This window comes from Bradyrhizobium sp. WBOS08, assembly GCF_024585125.1.
Classification (GTDB): Bacteria; Pseudomonadota; Alphaproteobacteria; order Rhizobiales; family Xanthobacteraceae; genus Bradyrhizobium; species Bradyrhizobium japonicum_B.
Window position 1 is genome coordinate 4,697,584 of sequence record NZ_CP028988.1, and the last position, 25,716, is coordinate 4,723,299.

The 25,716-nt window shown below is 66.2% G+C and carries 21 protein-coding genes; 13 read left to right on the top strand and 8 right to left on the bottom strand.

Going from position 1 to position 25,716, the window contains the following annotated elements:
- Positions 1–7: 7 nt before the first annotated feature.
- Both alkB and DCM80_RS22075 read left to right on the top strand, forming a co-directional pair.
- Entirely contained in the window at positions 8–661 is a 654-nt protein-coding gene (alkB, locus tag DCM80_RS22070; RefSeq protein WP_257193673.1) for a DNA oxidative demethylase AlkB, read from the top strand.
- 54 nt (positions 662–715) lie between these two features.
- Positions 716–1,960 carry an MFS transporter gene (locus DCM80_RS22075; RefSeq protein WP_257193674.1) on the top strand — a complete coding sequence of 415 codons (1,245 nt, stop codon included), beginning with the start codon at positions 716–718 and terminating at the stop codon, positions 1,958–1,960.
- On the opposite strand, the gene DCM80_RS22080 is transcribed toward DCM80_RS22075, so the two are convergent.
- The 3 genes from DCM80_RS22080 to hpaH all read right to left on the bottom strand — a co-directional run bounded on the left by DCM80_RS22080 (position 1,938) and on the right by hpaH (position 4,875).
- Entirely contained in the window at positions 1,938–3,566 is a 1,629-nt protein-coding gene (locus DCM80_RS22080; protein ID WP_257193675.1) for a thiamine pyrophosphate-dependent enzyme, read from the bottom strand. The two genes, DCM80_RS22075 and DCM80_RS22080, sit on opposite strands and share 23 nt — an antisense overlap.
- An 81-nt stretch (positions 3,567–3,647) precedes the next feature.
- Complete coding sequence (locus DCM80_RS22085; RefSeq protein WP_257177431.1) at positions 3,648–4,046, bottom strand: 5-carboxymethyl-2-hydroxymuconate Delta-isomerase; 399 nt, start codon at positions 4,044–4,046, stop codon at positions 3,648–3,650.
- A 22-nt stretch (positions 4,047–4,068) separates the two neighbouring features.
- Complete coding sequence (gene hpaH / locus DCM80_RS22090) at positions 4,069–4,875, bottom strand: 2-oxo-hept-4-ene-1,7-dioate hydratase (protein ID WP_257193676.1); 807 nt, start codon at positions 4,873–4,875, stop codon at positions 4,069–4,071.
- 110 nt (positions 4,876–4,985) lie between these two features.
- Between hpaH and hpaR the strand changes: the two genes are divergently transcribed.
- The 8 genes from hpaR (at position 4,986) to DCM80_RS22130 (ending at position 17,114) form a co-directional block, all read left to right on the top strand.
- Positions 4,986–5,504 carry a homoprotocatechuate degradation operon regulator HpaR gene (gene hpaR / locus DCM80_RS22095; protein WP_257193677.1) on the top strand — a complete coding sequence of 173 codons (519 nt, stop codon included), beginning with the start codon at positions 4,986–4,988 and terminating at the stop codon, positions 5,502–5,504.
- Between the two features lie 105 nt (positions 5,505–5,609).
- Complete coding sequence (locus DCM80_RS22100) at positions 5,610–6,386, top strand: HpcH/HpaI aldolase/citrate lyase family protein (protein ID WP_257193679.1); 777 nt, start codon at positions 5,610–5,612, stop codon at positions 6,384–6,386.
- Between the two features lie 158 nt (positions 6,387–6,544).
- A complete protein-coding gene (locus tag DCM80_RS22105; RefSeq protein ID WP_257193681.1) occupies positions 6,545–8,068 on the top strand; it encodes a UxaA family hydrolase in 1,524 nt (507 codons plus the stop codon).
- 218 nt (positions 8,069–8,286) lie between these two features.
- The gene (locus DCM80_RS22110) at positions 8,287–8,805 is read left to right on the top strand and encodes a PAS domain-containing protein (RefSeq protein ID WP_257198001.1); all 519 of its coding nucleotides are present in this window, start codon (positions 8,287–8,289) and stop codon (positions 8,803–8,805) included.
- Entirely contained in the window at positions 8,783–10,087 is a 1,305-nt protein-coding gene (locus DCM80_RS22115) for a methyl-accepting chemotaxis protein (RefSeq protein WP_257193682.1), read from the top strand. Before DCM80_RS22110 ends, DCM80_RS22115 begins: the two co-directional genes overlap by 23 nt.
- Positions 10,088–10,404: 317 nt before the next feature.
- Entirely contained in the window at positions 10,405–13,674 is a 3,270-nt protein-coding gene (locus tag DCM80_RS22120) for a DUF2126 domain-containing protein (RefSeq protein ID WP_257193683.1), read from the top strand.
- A 27-nt stretch (positions 13,675–13,701) separates the two neighbouring features.
- Positions 13,702–16,239, top strand: coding sequence for a circularly permuted type 2 ATP-grasp protein (locus DCM80_RS22125; RefSeq protein WP_257193684.1), 2,538 nt, complete (start codon positions 13,702–13,704; stop codon positions 16,237–16,239).
- Complete coding sequence (locus DCM80_RS22130; protein WP_257193686.1) at positions 16,236–17,114, top strand: transglutaminase family protein; 879 nt, start codon at positions 16,236–16,238, stop codon at positions 17,112–17,114. Before DCM80_RS22125 ends, DCM80_RS22130 begins: the two co-directional genes overlap by 4 nt.
- A gap of 26 nt (positions 17,115–17,140) precedes the next feature.
- Here the strand turns inward: DCM80_RS22130 and DCM80_RS22135 are convergent, their stop codons facing one another.
- The 5 genes from DCM80_RS22135 to DCM80_RS22155 all read right to left on the bottom strand — a co-directional run bounded on the left by DCM80_RS22135 (position 17,141) and on the right by DCM80_RS22155 (position 22,649).
- Positions 17,141–17,965, bottom strand: coding sequence for a phosphodiesterase (locus tag DCM80_RS22135; protein WP_257193688.1), 825 nt, complete (start codon positions 17,963–17,965; stop codon positions 17,141–17,143).
- Positions 17,966–18,245: 280 nt separating this feature from the next.
- On the bottom strand, positions 18,246–19,526 hold the full coding sequence (locus DCM80_RS22140; protein ID WP_257193689.1) for an ABC transporter substrate-binding protein: 1,281 nt from the start codon (positions 19,524–19,526) through the stop codon (positions 18,246–18,248).
- Between the two features lie 28 nt (positions 19,527–19,554).
- Positions 19,555–20,319 (bottom strand): carbohydrate ABC transporter permease, encoded by a 765-nt coding sequence (locus tag DCM80_RS22145; protein ID WP_306594654.1) that lies wholly within the window; start codon positions 20,317–20,319, stop codon positions 19,555–19,557.
- Between the two features lie 238 nt (positions 20,320–20,557).
- Positions 20,558–21,505: a carbohydrate ABC transporter permease gene (locus DCM80_RS22150; protein ID WP_257193690.1), complete on the bottom strand. Its 948-nt coding sequence runs from the start codon at positions 21,503–21,505 to the stop codon at positions 20,558–20,560.
- On the bottom strand, positions 21,498–22,649 hold the full coding sequence (locus tag DCM80_RS22155; protein ID WP_257193691.1) for an ABC transporter ATP-binding protein: 1,152 nt from the start codon (positions 22,647–22,649) through the stop codon (positions 21,498–21,500). The genes DCM80_RS22150 and DCM80_RS22155 overlap by 8 nt, the downstream gene beginning before the upstream one ends.
- Before the next feature lie 151 nt (positions 22,650–22,800).
- On the opposite strand from DCM80_RS22155, the gene DCM80_RS22160 reads away from it, so the two are divergent.
- The 3 genes from DCM80_RS22160 to DCM80_RS22170 all read left to right on the top strand — a co-directional run bounded on the left by DCM80_RS22160 (position 22,801) and on the right by DCM80_RS22170 (position 25,683).
- Complete coding sequence (locus DCM80_RS22160) at positions 22,801–23,700, top strand: LysR family transcriptional regulator (RefSeq protein WP_049820255.1); 900 nt, start codon at positions 22,801–22,803, stop codon at positions 23,698–23,700.
- Between the two features lie 224 nt (positions 23,701–23,924).
- Positions 23,925–24,752 carry a metal-dependent phosphohydrolase gene (locus DCM80_RS22165; RefSeq protein WP_028135309.1) on the top strand — a complete coding sequence of 276 codons (828 nt, stop codon included), beginning with the start codon at positions 23,925–23,927 and terminating at the stop codon, positions 24,750–24,752.
- A 37-nt stretch (positions 24,753–24,789) separates the two neighbouring features.
- Positions 24,790–25,683: an alpha/beta fold hydrolase gene (locus tag DCM80_RS22170; RefSeq protein WP_257193692.1), complete on the top strand. Its 894-nt coding sequence runs from the start codon at positions 24,790–24,792 to the stop codon at positions 25,681–25,683.
- Positions 25,684–25,716 lie beyond the last annotated feature (33 nt).

Consider the following 25,716-nt stretch of genomic DNA (forward strand, 5'->3'; position numbering starts at 1 on the left):
GCGAGAATTGACGTCTGATTTGTTCGACAGCGCCGCCGAGGCGCAGCCGTCGCGCGAGGAGATCGCCGACGGCGCCGTGCTGCTGCGCGGCTTCGTCAAACCGATCGAGAGCGAGCTGATCGAGGCGGTTCGCGCCATCGTGGCGCAATCTCCGTTTCGGCGCATGACCACGCCCGGCGGACACCTGATGTTGGTGGCGATGACCAATTGCGGCGAGCGCGGCTGGATCACCGATCACACCGGCTACCGCTATGATCCCGTCGATCCGCGTACCGGCGCGCCATGGCCGGCGATGCCGCCGGTGCTGCGCGATCTCGCCCGCCGCGCGGCGGAGCAGGGCGGCTTTCAAGACTTTGCGCCCGACGCCTGTCTCGTCAACCGCTATGAGCCCGGCACCCGATTATCGCTGCATCAGGACAAGGACGAGCTGGACTATTCGGCGCCGATCGTCTCGGTCTCGCTCGGCCTGCCTGCGACTTTCCTGTTCGGCGGCATGGCGCGCAGCGACAAGCCGCGGCGTTTCCGGCTTGTCCACGGCGACGTCGTGGTCTGGGGCGGGCCGAGCAGGCTCGCCTATCACGGCGTGGCGCCGCTAGCCGATGGCGAGCACGCGCTGCTCGGGCGGCGGCGGATCAATCTGACCTTCCGCAAAGTGCTCTGAGCCATTCCCAAGAGGCATCGCTGTCGTCTAAGCTTCCGCGAGGGGGGCGGCGACATGACGACTGCACAGGTCTCGAGCGGGGCGAGCACGAGCGCATCGCGCACCGGGGTCTATCTGGCCGTGCTGCAACTCGTGTTCACGCTGGGCTGGACCACCTATGTCGTCTATCTGCCGAAGCTCGCCGCCGAGGTCGGCATCGCGCCATCAGCCGTGATCCTCATTCTGATGCTGGACCAGGCGATCTTCACCATCGCCGATACCGCGATGGGGATCGCAGCCGACAGGCTCGCACCCGTCGTCGGCAGGCTCGGCCTGTTCGTCGGTGTGCTAGCGGCGATCTCTTGTGCCGCCTTCGTCGCGCTGCCCTTCGTCGCCGGCATCGGTGCCGGCGCACAGGTCTGGTTCATCGTGCTGATCGTGGTCTGGTCGATCGCCTCGTCCGCGCTGCGCGCGCCGCCGCTGACCTTGCTCGGCAAATACCGCGCCAAGCCGCAGGTGCCGTTCCTCGCGGCGCTGGCAATGCTCGGCTACGGCGTCGCCGGCGCAGTCTCGCCCTATCTCGGCGTCGTGCTGCGCGAGCACGACGCGCGGCTGCCGTTCGTGATCTCGAGCGTAGTGCTGCTGTTGACGGCGCTCGGCCTGTCCCGGATCGAGCATGATGTGGCGGTCGATACCGCGCCGCCGAAGCCGGACGAGGCGGCAAAGCCGCTCGGCCTCGTCCCGGTCGCCTTCATCGTCGCGATGGTCGCGCTTGCCCTCGGCTACCAGCTGCACTTCGCCGTGAACAGCGCGCCGTCCTACTTGCGGTTCGCCGCCCCCGGTGAATTGCAATGGCTGATGCCGGTGTTCTGGATCGGCTTCAATATTGCGATGTTTCCGGCGAGCCTCGTCGTCAGGCATCGCGGCGGCCTGATCGTGATGGGCGCCGCCGGATTGCTCGGCGCGGTCGCGGTCGCGGCGGCGGAGCTTGCCGGCAGTCTCAACACGCTGATCGCGGCGCAGTTTCTCGCCGGTGCCGCCTGGGGTTGCATGCTCATGAGCGCGGTCTCGGCGGCGCTCGCGATCGGCTCGACCGGCGCGGAGGGAAAGGTCACGGGGCTGGTGTTCTCCGCGCTCGCGCTCGGCACGTTTGCGCGCATGGCGGCCGTCGCCGGCGGTTTGCAGAAGATGCCGGAATATGCCCCGCTGCTGCACTGGACGCCGGTGGCCTGCTGGTCGGTCGCGGGCGCCGGCCTCCTGGTGATCGCAGCGGCGCGACTACAGGGCCGGTCCGGTCTCAAGGCTTCGGCGGGTGGATGAACGCCCAGGGACTGACTTCCGAATCCCGCGGCACTTCCACCGAGATCAGATATGGACCGCTGTGGCTGAGTGCTTTCTCCAGCACGGCCTTGAACTGATCCGGCGCGGTGACGCGCGCAGCCGCAACGCCGAACGATTCCGCGAGCTTGACGAAATCCGGATTGACGAGGTCGGACGCCACCACGCGGCCGTCGAAGCGTTCACGCTGGTCGCGGCGGACGTTGCCATAGGCGTTGTTGTTGAACACCAGCGTCACCACGCCGATGTTGAACTGCACGGCGGTTGAAAGCTCCTGCACCCCGAACATGAAGCCGCCGTCGCCCGTGATGGCGACCACCGGCTTGTCGGGATTGGCGACCTTGGCACCGAGCGCGGTCGGAAAGCCCGAGCCGAGCGTGCCCTGGTAGCCCGAGGTGATGAAGGTCCGCGGCTGGTAGACCGGAAACCCGTACCAGGAAGCGAAACCAACCTGCGACAGTTCGTCGGTCACGATCGCATTCGCCGGCAGCACCTCGCGCAGGATGTCGAGATACGCCATTTGCGGCTGGATGCGCTGGATCTCCGCTTGCGCGGCCGCGGTGGCCTCGCGGATCGCCTCCCGCCGGCCGCGGGTGCGGGCATAGCCGGCCTTCTTCACGGCCGCGACGAGATCGGCCGTTCCGGCCTTGGCATCAGCGACGATGGCGGCATCGACGACGACCCGGCGCATCTCAACCGGGTCGATATCGATTCGAATGGATTTCAGCCCACTCGGTTGATAGGGCCAGCGGAAGCCCGATGCCGGCAGCTCGGCGCGGGTGCCGATTGCGATCATCAAGTCGGTTGCCGGCCAGAGCTTGTAGGCCGCGGCCATGGTCAGGCCGAGCTCGTGCGCGTTGGAGACGATGCCCCGCCCGCTGCGGAAGGCGACGACGGGCGCATCGATCATCTCGGCGAGCTCGAGGATCTCCTCGCCGGCGTCGATCGCGCCGCTGCCCACGAAGATCATCGGCGCCTTGCTGGCCTTGATCAGCGCGGCCGCCTGCTTCACCAGATCGGGATCGGGCTGCGGGGCGGGCAGCGGCTCGAACACCTGCGCAGCGCCGGTGTCGGCGCGCTGGGTGAAGACGTCCCAGGGCATCTCGACCGAGGCCGGGCCGCGCCGACCCGACATCATCTCCTGGAACGCGCGCGCCACGATCGTCGGCGCGTTGCCGGGATATTCGATCCGGTCGGCCCATTTCACATAGGTGCGCAAGGTCGCGAGCTGATCCGGCATCTCGTGCAGATGGCCGCGGCCCTTGCCCAGAAACTGCGTCGGCACCTGGCCGGTGACGCACAGCACCGGCTCGTTGCAGCCGAACGCGGTCAGCAGCGCCGCGCTGGCGTTGAGCACGCCGGGGCCGGGCACCACGCTGAACACGGCGGGCCTGCCGCTGGAGCGCGCATAGCCGAACGCCATGTAGCCGCAGGCCTGCTCGTGCCGTGCACCGATCACCTTGAGCTGGGCCTGGTGGAAGGCGTCGAACAGGCCGTAGACCTGCGCGCCGGGCAGGCCGAACACGGTATCGACGCCATGTGCGACCAGGCCGCTTACGATTGCTTCGCCGCCGGTGAGGGTGGTCATTGCGCTCATCCACTTCAATTGAGGTTCAGGAATCCCCGCCGCCGCCATCTTGGCAGAACCCGCCAGCGGCTTCGAGCAACATCAGCCCGCCTGGGCTTCCGCCTTCAGGGCGTCGTGGATGTTGTTCCGCTTCCAGCTGGTATCCTTGTCGTTGATCTGCATGTCGAACGACAGCGCGAACTTGCCGGCGGCAAAGACCGGATCGAGATGGCGCGAGAGCGCCTGGAAAACGTGCTCGCCGGCCTGTTGCCGCGTCTTGAGGTCGCGGCCCTCGCCGATGCGCAGCACCATGTCGAGAAAGGCGTAGTCCTGCCTGCCGTCGGCGACCGCATAATGCTCGCAGCGGATCGCGCGCACGCGGATGCCGCCGAGCGGGAAGATGCCGGTCTCGCTGGCTGCCTTGCGCACCACCTCACACACCAGCTTCATGTCGAGACGGCCGTCGAGATTGGCCGAATATTCGATCGTGAAATGCGGCATCGCGGTTTCCTCGTTATGCCTCTTAAGCGAAGTAGCAGCTGACCGAGCCGTAGGCGCCATAGTCGGCCTGAATTGTGTCGCCCTTGCGGGTCTCGATCGGACGGATGAAGGAGCCCGCAAGCACGACCTGACCCGGTTCTAGCGCCAGCCCGAGCGGCGCGATCTTGTTGGCGAGCCAGGCGACCGCGGTCGCGGGATGATTGAGCACGCCGGCGGCGAGGCCGGTTTCCTCGAGCTGACCGTTCTTGAAACACAGCGCGCCGATCCAGCGCAGGTCTGCCTCGAGCGGGCGGATCGGTCGGCCCCCGAGCACGATGCCGGCATTCGCCGCGTTGTCGGCGATGGTGTCGAAAATCTTCCGCGTTGCTTTCGTCGTGGGATCGACGCGCTCGATCCGCGTGTCCAGGATTTCCAGTGCCGGCACGACGAAGTCGGTGGCGTTGAGCACGTCGAACAATGTGCAGTCCGGGCCTGAAAGGCGCTTGCTCATGACGAAGGCGAGCTCTGCTTCGACCCGCGTCGCGATGAAACGCCCGGTCGGGACGATCCCGCCGTCGGCAAAGAACATGTCGTCGAGCAGCACGCCGGAATCCGGTTCGTCGATGTTGAGCGCGCTCTGCATTGCCTTCGAGGTCAGGCCGATCTTGTGGCCCCTGACGATCCGTCCCTCCGCGATCTTGACGTCGACCCAGGCCTTCTGAATCGCGTAGGCGTCGGCGATGGTGATATCAGGGAAATCCTGTGAGAGCTGCCGGATCTGCGTGCGGGTGCGCTCCGCCTGATGCAGACGCCTCGCGCAAGCTTGGATATCGTCGTGGGAAAGCGCCATTTGCCATCTTACGAATTGAGGTGCGGGGAGATGCTTAACATGTTAAATGAATGCGTCAAACCCCGTTCCGGTTTGCTGCACCGCAAACTTGCGCGGTTTGAAAGGGCACCATGGTGAAAAAGCCGGTTGATCCAGCGAGCGGAAGCGCGCCCGCCGCACGACAGGTGCCGATGCGCGATTTCTCGCGCTCGCTGCCGATGTCGCTGCTGCGAGCCCGCGAGGCGGTGATGCGCCAGTTTCGCCCCTCGCTGCGCCAGCACGGCTTGACCGAGCAGCAATGGCGTATCCTGCGCGCGCTGGCGGCGATCGAAGCGGTGGAGGTCACGGAACTCGCGCGAACGGCGTTCCTGCTCGGACCGAGCCTGTCGCGCATCCTGCGCGATCTCGAAGCGCGTCATCTGATCGAGCGCAAGACGGCGAAAGCGGACCAGCGCCGCAGCATGGTCTCGATCTCGAAAGAGGGGGTGAAGCTGATGGCCGCGGTGGCGCCGAATTCGGAGGCGATCTACGCCGAGATCACGCGACGCTTTGGCGCGCACAAGCTCGCCGAATTGCAGGACATGCTGGGCGAGCTCGAACATAGTCTTGCCGGGCTCGGAAGCGCGGACGATACCCTCGCGGAGGAATGACCCCAGATATGCGTGCGTGCGCGGCGAGAGCCATGGACATTCACGCTTTTTTTCGCTCAAAGTGCGGCCCAACCCGATCGGGCGCAACAGGGAAGGAAAGGCAACGTGGCGAACAAAGTCAAAGAGATCTGGAAGTCGGGCAAGGCCGTGGTCAACGCATGGCTTGCAATTCCCTCCGGCTTCTCGGCCGAGATGATCGCGCAATGCGGCTTCGACAGCGTCACCGTCGACATGCAGCATGGCGTGCAGGATTATCTGTCCATGGTGCAGTGCTTCCAGGCGATGGACAAGCATCCGATCACGCCGATGGTCCGCGTGCCCTGGAACGAGCCCGGCATCATCGGCAAGGTGCTCGACGGCGGCGCCTATGGCGTGATCTGCCCGATGGTCAACACGCCGCAGGAAGCCAGAAACCTCGTTTCCTATGCCAAATATCCGCCGAAGGGCGTGCGCTCCAACGGTCCGATCCGCGCCGGCATGTACGGCACCGCCGGCTCCTACCAGAAGACGGCCAACGACGAGATCGTGCTGCTGCCGATGATGGAGACGCGGACCGCGGTCGAGAACATGGAAGCGATCCTCGATGTCGAGGGCATCGACGGCGTCTATATCGGCCCGTCCGATCTCGGCTTCTCCTACGGCCTCGAGCCCAAGCTCGACCGCAGCGAGCCCGAGATCCTCGCGATCTACGACAAGATCATCAAGGAATGCGGCAAGCGCGGCCTCAATCCCGGCATCCATTGCAGCGGCGCCGAAGGCGCAGCGCGCGCCATCAACATGGGCTTCAAGCTGGTGACGCTCTCGAACGAGGTCGGTCTGATGACGACCTACGCCAAGATGCAGGTCAACGCGACCCGCAAGGATGCGGGGGGCAAGGCCTGATCTCTCGTGTCCCGAACGCGATGCAGCGCGTAGCGCTGCTTCGCAGAGCCGGGACCCAGCTGCTTACCTAACACGTGGGCCCCGGATCTGCAGCGCACCGCTACCGCGCTGCGCAGCGTCCGGGGCACGATACTTTCAAGACCCAAGGGAGACCCGCCATGACCATCAGTCCCGTCATCCGCCTGCATCCCGATGATGGCGTGGTGATCGCGCGCGCCAGCCTGCCGCCGGGAACGATGGTGGCCGACGGCGTGACCACGGTCGAGCGCATTCCCTCCGGCCACAAGGTCGCGATCAAGCCGATCGCAACGGGCGAGCCGGTCAAGCGCTACGGCCAGATCATCGGCTTTGCCACGCAGGCCATCGCGCCGGGCCAGCACGTGCACGTGCAGAATTGCGGCATGGGCGATTTCTCCAAGGACTATGCCTATTGCGTCGACGTCAAGCCGACGCCGAATTTCGACCTGCCGGCGACGTTCGAAGGCATCCGCCGCCCGGACGGCCGCGTCGCCACGCGCAATTACATCGGCATCCTCACCTCGGTGAATTGCAGCGCGCATGTCGCAAGCCTCGTCGCCGACGTCTTCAAGAAGAATCCCTTCACCGGCGACAATCCGCTCGCCGATTTCCCCAATGTCGACGGCGTGGTCGCGCTGACGCACAAGACCGGCTGCGGCATGACGCAGAACGAGCCGCTGGCGCTGCTGCGCCGCACGCTCGGCGGCTATGCGCGGCACGTCAATTTCTCTCACGTCATCGTGCTCGGCCTCGGCTGCGAGGTGAACCAGATCGGCGGCCTGATGGAGGAGCAGAAGCTCGCCGGCCGCCTGCGCGCGATGGACATCCAGGAGGTCGGCGGCACCCGCAAGACCGTCGAAGCCGGCATCGCCTTCGTGCGCGAGGCGCTGGCCGACGCCAACAAGGTCAAGCGCGAAACCGTGCCGGCGAGCGAGCTCACCGTGGCCCTGCAATGCGGCGGCTCGGACGGCTATTCCGGCGTGTCGGCCAATCCGGCGCTCGGCGCCGCCAGCGATCTCATCGTCCGCCATGGCGGCACCGTGATCCTGTCGGAGACGCCGGAGACCTACGGCGCCGAACATCTCTTGACGCGCCGCGCCGTCAGCCGCGAGGTCGGCGAGAAGCTGGTCGACCTCATGCGCTGGTGGGACGAATACACGACGCGCGAAGGCGCCGAGATGAACGCCAATCCGAGCCCCGGCAACAAGGCCGGCGGCCTCACCACCATTCTGGAGAAGTCGCTCGGCGCGATGGCCAAGGCCGGCACCACTAATCTCGTCGAGGTGCTGCGCTACGCCGAGCCCATCACCAAGAAGGGCTTCGTGTTCATGGACACGCCCGGCTACGATCCGGTCGCCGCCACCGGCCAGGTCGCCGGCGGCGCAAATCTGGTCTGCTTCACCACGGGCCGCGGCAGCGTGTTCGGCTGCAAGCCGGCGCCCTCGATCAAGCTCGCCACCAACACGCCGATGTACAAGCGCATGGAAGAGGACATGGACGTCAATTGCGGCACCATCCTCGAAGGCGAGGAGAGCGTCGAGCAATGCGGCCAGCGCATCTTCGATCTCATCCTCGAGACGGCTTCGGGACGGCGGACCAAGAGCGAGAGCTTCGATTTCGGCGGCGCCGAGTTCGCGCCCTGGGTGCTTGGCGCGACGATGTAATCGCGCCGGGCGCAATCGCGACGCAGTCGCAATTGGTTGAAGTGATAAGCGACGCGCGTGGTTGCCCGCAACGCAACCATCGCTCGCTAAGTAATGATACGGAGACAGACGCCTCCCGTGCGGGTTCCCGAACTTACATCTGATTAACACTGTTCCCTTAGACAGAAGCGGTGCTGCTCCACGATGTGGTGGGCCGGCCTTTTCCAAGGATGGAAACGATGCAAGCGATACGTCCCACTGGGGTGGAACATCTCCTCGGTGAGGAGGAGCTGATCGTATCGAAGACCGATCTCAAAGGCCGCATCACCTACGCCAATGACGTCTTTCTCCGCATGGCGAAATACCCCTGGAAGGAGCTGATGGGCGCGCCCCACAGCCTGATCCGCCATCCCGACATGCCGCGATGCGTCTTCAAGCTGCTGTGGGACACGCTCCAGGCCAAGCAGGAAATCTTCGCCTACGTCGTCAATCTCGCCGGGGACGGCAGCCATTATTGGGTGTTCGCCCATGTCACCCCGACGTTCGACGACGGAGGTAACATCATCGGATACCATTCCAATCGACGCAGGCCCGATCCGGCGCCGGTCGAGAAAATCAAACCGATCTACAAGGCGCTTTGCGCGGAAGAGGCGCGCCACGCCAATGCCAAGGACGGCATGCGTGCGAGCTTCGATATGATGGTCGGTCTGCTCAAGCAAAACGGTGTCGCCTACGATGAATTTGTGCTCTCTCTCTAAGGCGCAGGGAGCGACTGCGGTCGCGTGCCTTCTCGCCGGCGTCGCGTTCGTCGGCTTGCTGCTCGGCTGGAGCGGAGCCATCGGTGCGGCGCCTCTCGGCGCGGCGATCCTGCTGCTCGGCTATTCCGCCTGGTGCCAGCATCGCGCCGCTTTGGCCGTCGATGAGGTCGCCGATGTCTGCCGCAAGGCCGCGCGCGGCGATCTCGAGGCGCGGGTCCTGAGCGAGCGGCAGGCCGGGCGGATCGGTGCCATCCAGAAGTCGGTCAACGACATGCTCGACATCACCGACGCCTTCGTCCGCGAGGCTTCGGCATCGATGGACTACGCCAGCCGCGGCAAGTATTTCCGCAAGATCCTCGCGCGCGGATTGCCCGGCTCGTTCCGCCGCTCGGCCACCGTGATCAATGCCGGCACCGACAGCCTCGGCCGCCGGGTCGTCGAGATCGCCGGCCTCGCCAATCAGTTCGGCACGCATCTCGACGAGGTTGCCGGTAGCCTCATGAGCGCCGCGACCGATCTGGAATCCGACGCCGGCCAGATGGCGGCCGCGGCGGAGGTGACCAACCGCCAGACCTCCGGTATGCGCAGCGCGTCCGAGCAGGCCTCGAGCAACGTTGCGACGGTGGCGAGCGCCGCGGAACAGCTCGCGTCTTCGATCGCGGAGATCAGCCGCCAGGTGGCTGGCTCGACCGCGAGCACCGGTCGCGCCGTCGAGGAAGCCAATCGTGCCGGCAACGAAATTCGCTCCCTCGCCGAGGCCGCGCTGCGGATCGGCGACGTCGTCAAGCTGATCAGCGAGATCGCCTCGCAGACCAACCTTCTGGCGCTCAACGCCACGATCGAGGCGGCGCGGGCAGGCGAGGCCGGCCGTGGCTTCGCGGTCGTCGCCTCCGAGGTCAAGAGTCTCGCCAACCAGACCGCGAAGGCGACCGAGGAGATCAGCGCCAAGGTCGGCGAGATGCAGCAATCGACGACCAATTCGGTCGCGGCCGTCGAGGCGATCGCCCAGACCATCGCCGAGATCGACGGCATCACTGCGAGCATTGCGGCCTCCATCCAGCAGCAGGGCTCCGCGACCCGCGAGATCGCCCGCAGCGTCCACGAGGCCTCCGCCGGCACCTCGCAGGTCTCCTCCAACGTGTCGGGCATCAGCGAAGCCGCGGCCGATACGGGCCGCGTCGCTGCCCGCGTCAACAGCGCCTCCGATCGCGTCCACGGCGAAGTCGAGACGCTCCGCCGCGAAGTGACGCAGTTCCTGCAGCGGCTGACCTCGGCGGCGTAGGGCCGCGATCGCGGCGGGATGGGGCGGGCTCTATCCGCTCGCTCGGAATCGTAGGGTGGGCAAAGGCGCACTTGCGCCGTGCCCACGCAACGGAAGTCGTGGGCACGGTGCGCAAGAGCGCACCTTTGCCCACCCTACGAGACTTGCGAGCGGAGACATACCCCTCATCCGGCGCTTCGCGCCACCTTCTCCCACAAGGGGAGAAGGAAGAAAGCACTCGACCGCATCTTGCCTAGGCACGCGCTGCCCGTTGTTAGTGCTTGATCGCACCCACATCAGGTGTTCTGCTCAAAAAAGCTGCTGGAGCACCGCCCCCCGTGTCGATCTACGTCGCATTGCATCACGTCACGCACTACAAATACGACCGTCCGATTGACCTCGGTCCGCAGACCATCCGCCTGCGCCCGGCGCCGCATACGCGCACGCCGGTCCTGAGCTATTCGCTCAAGGTCACGCCCTCCAATCATTTCGTGAACTGGCAGCAGGATCCGCAAGGCAATTGGCTCGCCCGCTACGTCTTCCCCGAGAAGACCACCGAATTGAAGATCGAGGTCGACTTCACCGCGCAGATGACGGTGGTCAATCCGTTCGACTTCTTCGTCGAGCCTTACGCCGATAGCTTTCCGTTCGAGTACCCGAAGGATCTCAAGACCGAGCTCGCGCCGTATCTCGAGACGGTCAACCCCGATCGCCTGTTTGCGAAATATCTGGACTCGATCCCGCAGGAGGCTCCGAACACCGTCAACTTCCTGGTCGAGCTCAATCGCGAGCTGCAGAAGAAGATCCGCTACATCATCCGGATGGAGCCGGGCGTGCAGACGCCGGAGGAGACGCTGGCCTCGTCCGCCGGGTCATGCCGGGATTCCGCGTGGCTGCTGATCCAGACCTTCCGTCATCTCGGGCTCGCCGCGCGCTTCGTCTCCGGCTATCTCGTCCAGATCCGCCCCGACATCGATCCGATCGAAGGGCCGCCGGAAGTGGAGAACGACTTCACCGACCTGCACGCCTGGGCCGAGGTCTATCTGCCCGGCGCCGGCTGGATCGGCTTCGACGCGACCTCCGGCATGCTCGCAGGCGAGGGCCACATCCCGGTCGCCGCCACGCCGCATTATCGCTCGGCCGCGCCGATTTCGGGCGGCGCCGGCTTTGCCGAGGTCGAGTTCGGCTTCGACATGAGCGTGAAGCGCATCCGCGAGGCGCCGCGCATCACCAAGCCTTTCTCCGACGAATCCTGGGCACGGCTCGACGATCTCGGCGAGCAGGTCGATGGCGACCTCGCGAGCGCGGACGTGCGGCTCACCATGGGCGGCGAGCCGACCTTCGTCTCGGTCGACGACCTCGAAGCGGCGGAGTGGAACACGGAAGCCGTCGGCCCGACCAAGCGCGCGCTGGGCGACGAGCTGATCCGCCGCCTGCGCGCGCGCTTCGGCTCGGGCGGTCTTCTGCATTACGGCCAGGGCAAATGGTATCCGGGCGAGAGCCTGCCGCGTTGGGCCTTTGGCTTGTACTGGCGCAAGGACGGCGTGCCGATCTGGAAGAATGCCGACCTCATCGCGAAGATCGAAAATCCGCGGCGCGCCGAGACGAAGGATGCCAAGGCCTTCATGGAAGGCACGGCGGCGCGGCTCGGGCTCGATCTCGGTTACATCGTGCCGGCCTATGAAGACCCCGCATACTGGCTTCAGAAGGAGGCTGAGCTTCCCGTCAACGTCGATCCCTCCGACTCCAAATTGTCCGATCCCGAGGCCCGCGCGCGGATGGCGCGCGTGTTCGACGAAGGTCTCGGCACGCCGCGCGGCTTCGTGCTGCCGGTGCAGCGCTGGAACGCGCCGCCGCGCTGGCGCAGCGAGCGCTGGCAGCTCCGTCGCAATCACCTGTTCCTGATGCCGGGCGATTCACCGCTCGGTTTGCGCTTGCCGATCGGTTCGCTCGGCTACGTCCCGCCGAACCAATATCCCTATATCGTCGAACAGGACCCGATGGAGGCGCGGGACAGGCTGCCCGTGTTCACGCTTCCCGCACGTCCGCAATCGCCGGTGCGGACCGCCCCTGAAAATCTCAACACCTCCATCCCGGTGCGCACGGCGATGTCGGTCGAGATCCGCGACGGCGTGATCTGCGCCTTCATGCCGCCGGTCGAGCGCATCGAGGATTATCTCGAGCTGGTCGCCGTGTTCGAAGCCACCGCCGAGGAGATGCAGCTCCCCGTCCATGTCGAAGGCTATCCGCCGCCGTTCGATCCGCGCATCGAGGTGATCAAGGTGACGCCCGATCCCGGTGTCATCGAGATCAACATCCAGCCGGCGAAGAGCTGGCGCGAGGCGGTCGAGATCACCACCGGTCTCTACGAGGATGCCGGCAAGGTTCGCCTCGGCGCCAACCGCTTCCTGGTCGACGGCCGCCACACCGGCACCGGCGGCGGCAACCACGTCGTGGTCGGCGGCTCCAGCCCGCCGGACTCGCCGTTCCTGCGCCGGCCGGATCTGCTTAAGAGCCTCGTGCTGTATTGGCAGCGGCATCCGTCGCTGTCCTACTTCTTCTCCGGCCTGTTCATCGGTCCGACCAGCCAGGCGCCGCGCATCGACGAAGCCCGGCACGACAGCATCTACGAGCTCGAGGTCGCGCTCTCGCACGTGCCGCCGCCGGGCACTCAGGCTCCGCTGTGGCTGGTCGACCGCCTGTTCCGGCATCTGCTCGTCGACATCACCGGCAATACCCACCGCGCCGAGATCTGCATCGACAAGCTCTATTCGCCGGAGGGACCGACCGGCCGGCTCGGCCTCGTCGAATTCCGCGCGCTCGAAATGCCGCCGGATCCCCGCATGTCGCTGGCGCAGCAGCTGTTGATCCGCGCGCTGATCGCGAAGATGTGGCGCGAGCCGCAACACGGCAAGTTCGTGCGCTGGGGCACCGCGCTGCATGACCGCTTCATGCTGCCGCATTTCATCTGGGACGATTTTCTGGACGTGCTCTCCGAGCTCAGGCAGTTCGGCTACCCCTTCGAGCCGGAATGGTATCTGGCGCAGCTCGAATTCCGCTTTCCCGCCTTCGGCCGCGTCCATCATGGCGGCGTGACGCTGGAGCTGCGCCAGGCGCTGGAGCCCTGGCACGTGCTGGGCGAGGAGGGCTCGGCCGGCGGCACCGTGCGTTATGTCGATTCATCGGTCGAGCGGCTCCAGGTCAAGGCGGAGGGATTCGTCGAGGGCCGCCACATCGTCACCTGCAACGGCCGCCGCCTGCCGATGACCTCGACCGGCCGCTCGGCTGAGGCCGTGGCGGGCGTCCGCTTCAAGGCCTGGCAGCCGGCTTCCGGCCTGCATCCGACCATCCCGGTCCACGCGCCGCTGACCTTCGACCTGATCGACAGCTGGAACGGCCGCTCGCTCGGCGGCTGCGTCTATCACGTCGCCCATCCCGGCGGGCGCAGCTACGACACCAAGCCGGTCAACACCTATGAAGCCGAGGCGCGGCGGCTGGCGCGTTTTCAGGACCACGGCCATACGCCGGGGCCCATCCAGCCACCGCCGGAGGAACGCACAAATGAGTTCCCCCTGACCCTCGACTTGCGGACCCCGCTCCTGCAATGAGTATGATGGTGGGGCAGGGAGAGGCGCATGGCCGAGGGCGCAGCCGAACAGGACGACAAGGCGGGTAGGGCTCCAGCACAACGTGAGAGCCAGCGTGACGGCCAGCGCCGCTTCGCGCAATGGGTCCGCGACTATCGCCGCCTGCCCGGCATCCCGGACGAGTTCTTGAGGCCCGACGGCGCCCCGCGGGCGGTCTGGAGCCGCTTCTTCGAGGCCTTCGGCGCGCTCGCGCCCGACGAGATCGAGCGGCGATTCGGCATGGCCGACCGCCACCTCCGCGAGGCCGGCGTCACCTACCGGGCCCCCGGCGACAGCGCCGATCGGCCCTGGTCGATCAGCCACCTGCCGCTTTTGATCGACGAGGCCGACTGGCAGCAGCTCTGCGCCGGCATCACCCAGCGCGCCGAGCTGCTCGAACGCGTGCTGCGCGACCTCTATGGCGAGGGACGCCTGGTCGCCGAGGGCGCGCTGCCCGCGGCCGCGATCGCCGGCAGCCCCGAATATCTCCGTCCCGTCTGCGGCGTGCCGCCACCCGGCGGGCGCTACCTGTCGCTCTATGCCGCCGATGTCGGCCGCGGGCCTGACGGCCGCTGGTGGGTGCTCGGCGACCGCACCCAGGCGCCATCGGGCGCGGGCTACGCGCTGGAGAACCGCCTGGTGCTCTCGCGCGCCTTTTCCGATCTCTACAAGTCGATGAACGTGCCGCGCGTCGCGCCGTTCTTCGAAGCCTTTCGCGACAGTCTTCGCGCGCGGGCCGACCGTGACGAGCCGCGCATCGGCGTGCTGACGCCGGGCAGCTTCAGCGAGACCTATTTCGAGCATGCGACGCTGGCGCGCTATCTCGGCTTCCTCCTGGTCGAGGGCGACGATCTCGCCGTCAGCGACAACCGCATCCACATCCGTACCGTCGCCGGCCTCAAGCGGCTCGATGTGCTCTTGCGGCGCGTGGATTCCAATTCGCTCGATCCGCTCGAGCTCGATGCGTCCTCGCATCTCGGCGTGCCCGGCCTGATCGACGTGCTGCGCAAGGACGGCGTCGTCGTCGCCAACATGCCGGGTTCCGGCGTCCTGGAGGCCCGGGCGCTGCTCGGCTTCCTGCCGGCGCTCAGCCGCCGCCTGCTCGGCGAGGAGCTGAAGATGCCGCATATCGCGACCTGGTGGTGTGGCCAGCGCGTCGCGCGCGAGGAGGTGCTGGCGCGGCTCGACGAGGTCGCGATCGAAGGCGCCTATGGGCGCGGCGTGCCCGGCTTCGACCAGAGCGGTCCGGTGCTCGCGAGCGAGCTCGATGCGACCGACCGCCAGCGCCTGATCGATGCCATCACGGCGCGCGGCATGGATTATGTCGGCCAGGAGGTGGTGCGGCTCTCGACCATGCCGGTGTGGGAGCAGGGCCAGATCACGCCGCGTCCCTTCGTGCTGCGCGTGTTCGCGGCGGCGACGCCGGACGGCTGGGCCATCATGCCCGGCGGCTTCTGCCGCATCGCCGAGCAGCCGGACGCGCGCGCGGTGTCGATGGGTGACGGGGCGCGTGCCGCCGACGTCTGGGTCGTCTCCGACAAGCAGGTCCCGACCGCGACCTTGCTGCCGGCAACCGACAAGGTGCGCATCCGCCGCATCGCCGGCGTGCTGCCGAGCCGCGCCGCCGACAATCTGTTCTGGCTTGGCCGCTATCTCGAACGCGCCGAGGCGACGCTGCGCCTCGTGCGCGCGTTGGGCTCGCCGAGCGGGCCCAACAAGGGCACCGCGGCCTCGCTGCAATCGGCCGAGCGCATCCAGCGCCTGCTGGTGGCCTGGGGCGCGGTCTCGCAGACCTCGCGCGCGGCCGCAGGGCGCATCGTGGCCGAAGCGCTGCAGAGCGAGGCGCGTTTCGGCTCGGCGCTGTCGCTGGTGCGCGCGGCGCAGCGCACGGCGACCTCCTTGCGCGAGCGGCTGTCGCCGGATGCCTGGCAGGTCATCACCGAGATGGCCGAGCGCCTTGCCTATGAGGTCGAGGACGACGACAGCGTGCTGAGCGCCGCCGAGCTGACCTTGCAGGAGCTTTCGAGCTTCGCCGGCCTGGCACAGGAGAACATGAACCGCGCCGCCGGCTGGCGCTTCCTCGACATCGGCCGCCGCATCGAGCGGGCCATCAACACCACGCGCTTCACGCGCCAATTCGCCTATGACGAGGCCTGCGACGAGGACCTCGACATCCTGCTGACGCTGGTGGATTGCCAGATCACCTATCGCTCGCGTTATCTGCTGGCGCCGCTGCTGGCGCCGGTGCGCGACCTCGCCGTGCTCGATCCCTACAATCCGCGCTCGGTGGCGTTCCAGGTGGCGACGCTGAACGAGCATATTGAAGCGCTGCCGAGCTTGAAGGAGCACGGCCTGATCGAGAAGCCGCAGCGGCTCGCGGTGGCGATGCAGGCGATGCTGGCGACGGCGGAGGCCGAGAAGCTCGAGGTCAAGATGCTGTTTGCGCTGGAGCAGGACCTGCTCGGCCTCGCGGATGCGATCGGGCAGCACTACTTCCCGCATGGCCCCAATGCCGCCCGGCCGGAAAAGCTGACGGGGCTGGCGTGATCTACGACATCCGTCACGTCACCACCTACGAATACGAGAGTCCCGTCAGCTTCGCCCGCTGCACGCTGCGGCTGGAGCCGAGAGGCGGCGGCGGCCAGGAGCTGATCTCGCACAATGTCGAGATCCGTCCGCGCCCTGCCGAGCGCCACGCGCGGCACGATTTCTTCGGCACGCTGACCGAGAGCATCGTGATCCAGGCCGCGCATCGCAACCTGCGGATCGACTCGCGTTCGCGCGTCGCCGTGTCACGTCAGCCGCCGCCGCGCGACGCCGTCAGTCCGCCCTGGGAAAGCATCCGTGACCTCGCCTTCGAAGCAACCAGCCTCGGGCCGTCCTCGCCGATCGGTTATGTCTTTGCCAGCCCGCTGGTGCCGTTGCTGCGCCCGGTCAGCGCCTATGCGAGTGCGAGCTTTGCGCCCGGCGCGGGCATCCTCCAAGGCGCGGTCGACCTCATGCACCGTATCCGCGCCGACTTCCGCTACGACGCCAAGGCAACGGTGATCTCGACGCCGCTCGGCGAGGTCTTCGACAAGCGCCATGGCGTCTGTCAGGATTTTGCCCATGTGATGATCGCGGGGCTGCGCGGGCTCGGGCTGCCGGCGGCCTATGTCAGCGGCTATTTGCGCACCATTCCAGCACCGGGCCAGCCGCGCTTGCAAGGCGCCGATGCCACCCATGCCTGGGTATCGCTGTGGTGCGGGGCGGAGCTCGGTTGGGTCGATTTCGACCCGACCAACGATCTTCTGGTCGCGAACGACCACATCGTGCTTGCGGTCGGGCGCGACTTTTCCGACGTCTCGCCGATCGACGGCATCATCGTCGGCTCGCCCAAGCAGAAGCTCGGCGTCGCCGTCGACGTGGTGCTGGTGGAGTAGGGGGCCTCGCGGCCGATTGGCGCCAGTCACCGAACCATGGTCTCGCGATCCCAGGCCTTGTAGTCGGGCGAACCCTGGGTGCGGATGGGACCGTCGTAGCCGTACTCCACCATGTGCACGGTCACGTAGTCATCGCCGAAGAACGCGACGCCGTAGGATTGCGGCAAGTCGCAGGCGCTCAGCAGCTTGGTCTCCGAAAAGAGCGGATAGCTCGCATGGTTGGTGCCGCGCAGCGACGAGACGGGAACGCCCGCAATCGATCCTGCAAGAGGCAGGTGACAATGTCCAAAGAAGACGTGGCGGATCTTGGCACGATGGCGATTGACGAGACGCCGGAACGGAGCCTCGTCGAGCAGGCCGATCTGGTCGAACGGGACGAGATGCACCGGCATGGGATTGTGATGCATGAACAGCAGGAACGGTCCGTCATGCTCGGCAAGCCGGGCCTCGAGCCAGTCGAGACGGTCGTCGCAATAGCGGCCGGCATGCGTTTCCGGATGAGCGGTGTCGAGGAACAGGCAGCGGCCGGCGGCGGTATCGTGCACGCCCTGGACGAAGCCGTGCTCGTCGGCGAGGTCGGGGAACACGCTCAGGAAGGCGGCGCGCCGGTCGTGGTTGCCGATGCACAGCCGCACCGGCAGCGGATATGCGTCGAGGCGCTGCTTGAGCCATTGATAATCGGCGAGATCGCCCCAGTCCGAGAGATCGCCGGTGATGACCATCAACTCGGCGTCATGATGGTCTTCCAGGGCATGCGCTAACGCCCGCTCGAAATTGGCGCGCGGATCGCGGCCGCCGATGGTCGCGCCGGGCGCGGTCAGGTGAATGTCGCTCAGATGCAGCAGTTTCATCGCTATCTCCAGTGATTGGGGGCACGGGGCGCCGGAGCGTCCCGTGCCGGGGCTATCGCAGACGACTCGCGGCGTGGCCTGCGCGCACGCCTCGTCCTTCGAGACGGCGCTTACGCGCCTCCTCAGGATGAGGCTAATTGGCGTCAGCGTCCGTTGAGACTGCTACCGCACACTCCGCCCTCATCCTGAGGAGCCCGCCGCAAGCGGGCGTCTCGAAGGATGGCCGCAGGGAAACGCTCTCAAGTGCGATAGCCCTGCGAGCCGGCAGATGTCGGGACGGTCAGCGCGCAGCGCCCGTGGTCTTCGGCAGCAGCTTCTGCACGTCGGCGGTCATGTCGGCGAGAACGGCCTCGGGCTCCTTGGCGCGGGCCCCCGAGATGATTGCGTTGAGATGATCCTTGATCACGTCGGTGATCTTCAGGCCGTTGTCGCCGGGGAAGGCGTACCATTTGGTGAGCAGCGCGAGCTGGCTGACCGCGGTGTAGTTGTTGGGGTTCTTGACGTAGAAGTCCTTCAGATAGACGTCGTTGGCGACCTTGTTGGGCGGCATGTAGCCGGTGGTCTCCGCCATGATCGCGGCGCCCTTGGGGCCGGTCCAGAACTTCACCGCTTCCCAAGCGGCGTCGCGCTTGGCCTTGTCTTTGGCAAGGATCAGCACGACGTTGCCGCCGGCCGGCAGCCTGCCGTTCGGAGAGACCACGTCCGGGAACGGGATCGTCTTCAGCGCGAACTTGCCGCCGGTCATCTGCGTGACCTTGTTGAGGTCCGAGGTCGAGGTGACGTGGAAGCCGGTCTTGCCCGCCGCGAACGCCGCGCGCATCGACGGCTGGTCGAGATTGGGCATGCCGCCCTCGTTGACGAGCCGCGCGATCGTGTTGATGGCGAACTTGCCTTCCGGTCCGTCGAAGGCGACCTTGGTCTCGTCGGCATTGAGCATGGTGCCGCCGCGCGCGAACACCGGGGCTTGCCACAGCCAGTTGCCGGTGATGTCCCAAGCATAGGTGACGCCGTTGGTGTCGTTGCCCAGCGCCTTGACCTTCTTGGCGAGCGCGATCAGTTCGTCCCAGCTCTTCGGCAAATTGTTCACGTCGCCGCCGGCCTGCTTCACCAGGTCGAGATTGACGTAGACGATGGGCAGCGAGATCGCGAAGGGCAGGGCATAGACCTTGCCGCCGGCGGTACCGATGTCGTACATCGCCTGATGGAAGCCCTGCTTGTCGAAATCCTTTTCGGCCGCGATGTAGCCGCCGAGCTCGGCCGGGATGTTCTTGTCGACCAGGACGCGGATGCGGTTCAGGCCCTGGAAGGACACATCAGGCATCTGGTTGGTCACGGCCTCGCGCAGCACCTTCTGGGTGGCGTCCTCGTAGGATTCGTAAGGCGCCCGCATCGTGACCTTGATCTCCGGGTGCACCTTGGCGAATTCCTCGGCGATGCGCTTGTGGGTCTCGGTGAACAGCTCCGGATAGGGATACTGCATCACGATCTCGGTCTTTGTCTGCGCGAGCGCAGATCCGGCCACGAGCGACAAAGCCGCCGCGGCGATGATGGACTTCAGCATGGATAGACTCCTGTTTGGGGTGGTTCGGTTACTTGATGCCGGTGAGGGTGATGCCCTCGATGAAACGGCGCTGGGCGAAGAGGAAAGCGATGACGAGCGGCGCGATGATCACCATCGCCGCCGCCATCAGCGGGCCGTAGCTGGTGCCAGCCTCGTTGTTGCGGAAATGGGCGACGGCGAGCGGCGGCGTGCGCAAGTGCTCGCTGTTGAGCACGATCAGCGGCCAGAAATAATCGTTCCAATGCGCGACCACGGAGAAGATGCCGAAGGCGGTCACGGCCGGGATCGCGGCCGGCAGCATCACCCGCCAGACGATGCCGAACTCGGAGATGCCGTCCATGCGGGCGGCGTCGACGAGATCGTCCGGCACCGTCTTGAAGAACTGGCGCATCAGAAAGATGCCGAACACCGAGATCGTGAAGGGCAGGACCAGCGCGGCATAGCTGTCCAGCAGGCCGGTCTTGTGCAGCAGCAGGAAGACCGGGACCGCGGTCGCCTGCGGCGGGATCAGGATCCCGAACAGCACCAGCGCGAACAGCGTCTCGCGGCCGACGAAGCGAAGTTTTGCGAGCGCGTAAGCTGCCGGCAGCGCCACCATGACCTGCAGCACGAAGATCGAAACCGTGACGATGAGGCCGTTGAGGAGGAAGCGCAGCAGATTGGCCTTGGCGAAGGCCTCGCGCAAATTCTCCAGCAGCGCGAAATGGTGCGGGATCAGGTGCAGCTCGCTGGAGAAGATCTCGGTCTGCGGCTTGGACGCGGTCGAGATCATCCAGATGAAGGGCGCCAGCATGACCGCGGCGCCTGCAATCAGCAACACGTGGCGCAGGATCGCCTGCAACGGGAAGGCAATCGCATATGGTGTGCCGGATGCGACGGCATTGGCGGTCGGCTCCCTCTCCCGCTTGCGGGGGAGGGCTGGGGTGAGGGTGCCTCCACAATGGGACAGTCCCCAAGAGGAGAAAATCCTCACCTCCTCGTGACATCCATATGCGATTGCCCTGCTTGCAAAGGGGATGAATTCGTGCGGCTCATGTGTAGTGCACCCCGCGATCGGCGAGCCGCGATTTGATCAGGGTGAGCAGAAGAACGAACACCAGGAACACGACGGTGATCGCCGCGGCATAGCCCGAGCGGAAGAACTCGAAGCCTTCCGTGTACATGGTGTGGATCAGGACCTCGGTGGATTTCGACGGGCCGCCCTTGGTCAATACGTGCACGGTGTCGAACACCTGGAACGAGCGAATGCCGGAGATCACGACGACGAAGGTCGTGACCGGCCCCAGCATCGGCCAGGTCACGAGGCGGAAGCGTGCCCAGCCGCTCGAGGCGCCGTCGATCTCGGCCGCCTCGTAGAGCTGCTTCGGGATGGAGACGAGGCCGGCGAGGAACAGCACCATGTTGAAGCCGACGGCCTGCCAGATGCCGATTGCGCACAGCGCATAGAGCGCGGTGCTGCGGTCCTGCAGCCAGGCGAAGGCCGGCAGGCCCGCGCCGCGCAGCAGCCCGTTCACCAGGCCGAATTGCGGATGCAGCATGAACTCCCACACCACCGCCATGGCGATCAGGGTCGCCATCACAGGCAGGAAGTAGATCGTCCGGTAGAGGCTGCGCAGGCTGGTGCCGCTCTGGATCAGCAGCGCGATCGCAAGGCCTGCGATCACGGCGCCGGGCACCACGATCACGACGTAAGCCAGCGTGTTGCGCAGCGCGGTCCAGAACACCTTGTCGGCGAACAGGTCCTGGTAATTGGCGAGGCCGATCCAGGCGAATTGCGGCGCGCCGAGCTGATAGTCGGTGAAGGAGAGGCCAATTACGCCGGCGAGCGGACCAAGCAGCATGATCAGCATGAGCGCTACGGCGGGCGTCACCAGGGCGTAAGCGGAATATGTGCGCCGGCTGCCATGCGCCGGTAACACCCGCCTCGCTGCGGCGGCCGGGACGATCGCCGCGTCAAGGGTCATGGAGCCGTCAGACATGGGCAACCTCGCGGATGCGCTCGGCCTGCTCCGCTCTCGGCTCGATCCGCTTCCCGGCCGAATCGAACAGCCGCACCGCATCGGGAGCGAAGCCGAACGCGACGGGACTGCCCATCGCAGGCAAGTGCCTGACGTCGGCGAGCCGTGCGATCAGGCGCAAGCCGGCGCCTTCGATCGCAAGGTGGACGAAGGCCTCCGCGCCGAGGTTTTCCAGGTGAACGACGCTTCCGGAAAATGGCCCCGCGCCCAGTTCGATCCGCTCCGGACGCACGCCGACACGGCAGTCGCCCGCGGCAGCGCCGCAGGCAAGCCGCAGAGCGATTCCCAGCACGTCGATGCCGCCGTCCTTCCTGATACGGCCGGGAAGGATGTTGATCTTGAGGCTGCCGATGAATTCGGCAACACGGATGTCGCCGGGGTCGTTGTAGATCTCTGCGGGCGTGCCGGCCTGAATCAGTTCGCCGCCCATCATGACCGCGATCCGGCTCGACATGGTCATCGCCTCGGCCTGGTCGTGCGTGACATAGATGAAGGTCGCCTTGAGACGGCGATGCAGCTCGGCGAGCTCGGCGCGCATATGGACGCGCAGCTTGGCGTCGAGATTGGAGAGCGGCTCGTCGAACAGGAAGGCTCGGGGCTCGCGCACCATGGCGCGTCCGACCGCGACGCGTTGCCGCTGTCCGCCGGACAATTGCCCGGGCTTGCGCCGCAGCAGCGGCGCGATATCGAGCTGCTCGGCGATGGCCGCGATGTCGGCGCGGATGACGCGTTCCTTGGCGCGCCGGCCCGGCAGCAGCGCCCCCAGCAGCGGCAGCCGTTCGATCGCCGAGAGGCGCCGCATCCTGAGCGGCACTGCAATGTTGTCGAAGGTACTCAAATGCGGATAGAGCGCGTAGGACTGAAACACCATCGCGAGGTTGCGCGCGCTGGGTCGAATGTGGTCTACGCCGCCGCCGTCGATGCGGACCTGCCCGGAATTCTGCGGCTCCAGCCCGGCGATGATCCGGAGCAGGGTCGACTTGCCGCAGCCGGAAGGACCGACCAGCGAGATGAACTCGCCATCCTCGATCCGGAAATCGATGCCTTTCAGGACGTCGGTGCCGTCAAAGGATTTGCGGATTGCGGAAAGTTCGATTTGCGCCATGCGCGCTGATCCCCTGCTGGCCCGTTGCGGCGCACGAGGAGTAGGAAGCGCATCTGACATTCACATAACGGTCAATGGCCCGGCTTATGGTCGCCCCAGGTTTTGCTTTCGGGGCCGGAAGACGGGGAATATCGATCTTGGGTTGCTTGTCGTGGCGTTGACCTCCTCGCGCGTCCGGGCGGTCAATGCGGTGTTCGAGACCGGCAGCTTTGCCGCTGCGGCGAGGCGGCTCGGCGTGTCGCAGCCGGCGGTGGCGCAGCTCGTGCGCGACCTCGAAGCCGAGTTTGCGGTTGCGCTGTTCGACCGGCACGCCCAGACACTGATCGCGACGCCGTTGTGCCGGCGCCTCTACGCCGCAACGAACCGGATGCAGGCACTCGAGGCGGATGCGCTGGCGATCCTCCAGCAGCGCGATGAGCTGACGGGGGGCGAGCTGCGCATCGGGCTCGGCAACGCCATGCCGGGCATGGCGCTGATCGCGGCCTTTCGCAACATGTATCCGAAGATCCAGATCAACATCGAGATCGGGAGCTGGTCGGCGATCATGGCGGCGGTGGTCGATCAGCGCGTCGACGTTGCCGTGCTGCCGGAGGTGCCGCAGGACAATCGCTTCCGTCGCGAACCCTGCGTGCAGCAGCGCGTCGTCGCGATCTGCCATCCCGTTCACGACCTCAGCCGGGAATCGCGCGTGTCCGCCGTCAGCTTGATGCAATATCCGCTGGTGTTTCGGACCCGGGATTCCGCGACCCAGCGCGTCGTGGATCGGGCCTTTCGCGCCGTCAATCTGCGTGCGAGTCCGGCGATCGTCGTCAACACGCGCGAGGGAATGCTGGAGGCCGTCGCCAACCGGCTCGGTGTCGGCTTCGTCTGGGAGCACGGCTCGAGCCGTATCGACCGCATCGCCAAGGTGGCGATCGCGGAAATGGAGGCGGAATCGCCCGAATATATCTTCTCGCTGGCCGGCAAACGCGGCAAGCTGGTCGAGCTGTTCTATCTGGCCAGAAGCCTCTCGCGCTCGGCGGATGGCGCCGACATCTTGTCCGCCCCATAAAGTAAGGGTCGTGCCCGGGGTCTTTCCGGGGTCGTCGCCTTCAGGCTGTAGCCGGGCGTGACCGCAACCGTGATGTTGCGCAGCGGGAATATAACATAATTACGAATTTTTGATGCGGAGTTTGGTCAGCCGGCCCAAGATGGGCTATGCTGGTGCTGCGTCGAGAACAACACAGAGACGTCGGGAGAGAGCGTGGGACACCAGCGGCGGACGGGGCTGCATCCATGATAACCTTACCGAGACTGGCGGCCGAATCTCTCGAGAAGTTGCTCGGTACGTTCATGCGTCGCCGGTACGACGAGACCTCTGCAAGCATCGTCGAGAGCGCGACCCGCACCGCGATGGAATGCATCGGCAACAGCGATGCGCTCTATCACAATATCGAGCATACCATGCTGGTGACGCTGGCCGGCCATTCCATCCTCAGTGGCCGGAGCCTTCACACGCATCTGTCGGCCGCGGACTACGTCCATGTCCTGATCGCCTGCCTCGCCCACGACATCGGGTATGTCCGCGGGCTGTTCGAGGAGGACGACGCCGACGGCTTCGTCATCGACGCGGCCGATACCAAGATCTCCTTGCCGCGCGGTGCATCTGACGCGAGCCTGATGATGTATCATGTCGACCGCTCGAAACTGTATGTGACGCGGCGGCTGCGTCATATTCCGGGCCTCGATCCGGAGCGCATTGCCCGCGCCATCGAGGGCACGCGCTTCCCGGCCCGCCAGGGCCAGGACTACGACGACGAGGCCTCGATCCTGCGCGCCGCCGACTTCATCGGCCAGCTCGGCGATCCCAATTATCTGCGCAAGGCCAACGCGCTCTACTACGAATTCGAAGAGGTCGGCATGAATCGCCAGCTCGGCTACGATTCGCCGGCCGATATCGTCAACCGCTATCCGCAGTTCTACTGGAACAGCGTCGCACCGCACATCCAGACCGAGATCGGCTACCTCAACAAGACCGAGATCGGCCGGCAATGGATCGCCAATCTCTACAGCAACGTGTTCCGCGCCGAGCGCGACATCTCGCTGTCCGGGCCGCAGAAATAGGCTGGTTCTAGGGATCCCAGCTCCGTAAGCAAGAACCATGCTACAAAAGACCATCACCACGGACGTCCTCGACATCGCCTATCGCGAATACGGCGCGCCGGACGGCTGGCCCTGCATCATGGGCCACGGCTTTCCCTACGACGTGAATGCCTATGCCGAGACCGCGCCTGTTATCGCCGAGGTCGGTGCGCGCGTGCTGGTGCCCTGGCTGCGCGGCTACGGGCCGACGCGCTTCCGCAGCGCCTCGACCTTGCGCTCCGGCGAGCAGGCGGCGCTCGGCGCCGATCTCCTGGCCTTCATGGACGCGCTCGATATCCGGCGCGCGGTGGTCGGCGGCTATGATTGGGGCGGGCGCGCGGCCTGCGTGGTCGCAGCGCTCCATCCGGAGCGCGTGATCGGCCTCGTCTCCGGCAATTCCTACAACATCCAGAACATCGCCCGCGCCATGGAGCCGGCCTCGCCGCCGGAGGAGGCGGCACTCTGGTATCAATATCTCTTCCACAACGAGCGCGGCCGCCGCGCGCTGGAGCGCAACCGGCGCGGCTTCGCGCGCCAGCTCTGGGCGATGTGGTCGCCGAAATGGGCGTTCGACGACGCAACGTTCGAGCGGAGCGCGGTGTCCTTCGACAACTCCGATTTCGTCGATGTCGTGATCCATTCCTACCGCCACCGCTACGCGCTGGTCGCGGGCGACCCCGCTTATGCGGAGATCGAGGCGCGGCTCGCCAGCCAGCCGCAGATCCGCGTCCCGACCATTGCGGTCGACGGCGACAGCGACGGCGTCAATCCCGGCACTGCCCATCACGCGCGCAAGTTCGAGGGCTTCTTCGAGCGGCGCGTCTTTACCGATGCCGGTCATAATCTGCCGCAGGAGCGGCCGGCGGAATGGGCGCAGGCCGTGATCGACGTCCGCAAGGCGGCTGCGGCATAGGCAGTCCAACTCCTCATCCTGAGGGCCCGCGCA

Coding starts and splice junctions, on each gene's coding strand:
- DCM80_RS22115 (WP_257193682.1), top strand. CDS start 8,783: ATGAATTTGTGCTCTCTCTCTAAGGCGCAGGGAGCGACTGCGGTCGCG.
- DCM80_RS22135 (WP_257193688.1), bottom strand. CDS start 17,965: ATGAAACTGCTGCATCTGAGCGACATTCACCTGACCGCGCCCGGCGCG.
- DCM80_RS22075 (WP_257193674.1), top strand. CDS start 716: ATGACGACTGCACAGGTCTCGAGCGGGGCGAGCACGAGCGCATCGCGC.
- hpaR (WP_257193677.1), top strand. CDS start 4,986: ATGGTGAAAAAGCCGGTTGATCCAGCGAGCGGAAGCGCGCCCGCCGCA.
- DCM80_RS22080 (WP_257193675.1), bottom strand. CDS start 3,566: ATGACCACCCTCACCGGCGGCGAAGCAATCGTAAGCGGCCTGGTCGCA.
- DCM80_RS22140 (WP_257193689.1), bottom strand. CDS start 19,526: ATGCTGAAGTCCATCATCGCCGCGGCGGCTTTGTCGCTCGTGGCCGGA.
- DCM80_RS22165 (WP_028135309.1), top strand. CDS start 23,925: ATGATAACCTTACCGAGACTGGCGGCCGAATCTCTCGAGAAGTTGCTC.
- DCM80_RS22085 (WP_257177431.1), bottom strand. CDS start 4,046: ATGCCGCATTTCACGATCGAATATTCGGCCAATCTCGACGGCCGTCTC.
- hpaH (WP_257193676.1), bottom strand. CDS start 4,875: ATGGCGCTTTCCCACGACGATATCCAAGCTTGCGCGAGGCGTCTGCAT.
- DCM80_RS22125 (WP_257193684.1), top strand. CDS start 13,702: ATGGCCGAGGGCGCAGCCGAACAGGACGACAAGGCGGGTAGGGCTCCA.
- DCM80_RS22150 (WP_257193690.1), bottom strand. CDS start 21,505: ATGTCTGACGGCTCCATGACCCTTGACGCGGCGATCGTCCCGGCCGCC.
- DCM80_RS22105 (WP_257193681.1), top strand. CDS start 6,545: ATGACCATCAGTCCCGTCATCCGCCTGCATCCCGATGATGGCGTGGTG.
- DCM80_RS22110 (WP_257198001.1), top strand. CDS start 8,287: ATGCAAGCGATACGTCCCACTGGGGTGGAACATCTCCTCGGTGAGGAG.
- DCM80_RS22170 (WP_257193692.1), top strand. CDS start 24,790: ATGCTACAAAAGACCATCACCACGGACGTCCTCGACATCGCCTATCGC.
- DCM80_RS22145 (WP_306594654.1), bottom strand. CDS start 20,319: ATGCTGGCGCCCTTCATCTGGATGATCTCGACCGCGTCCAAGCCGCAG.
- DCM80_RS22155 (WP_257193691.1), bottom strand. CDS start 22,649: ATGGCGCAAATCGAACTTTCCGCAATCCGCAAATCCTTTGACGGCACC.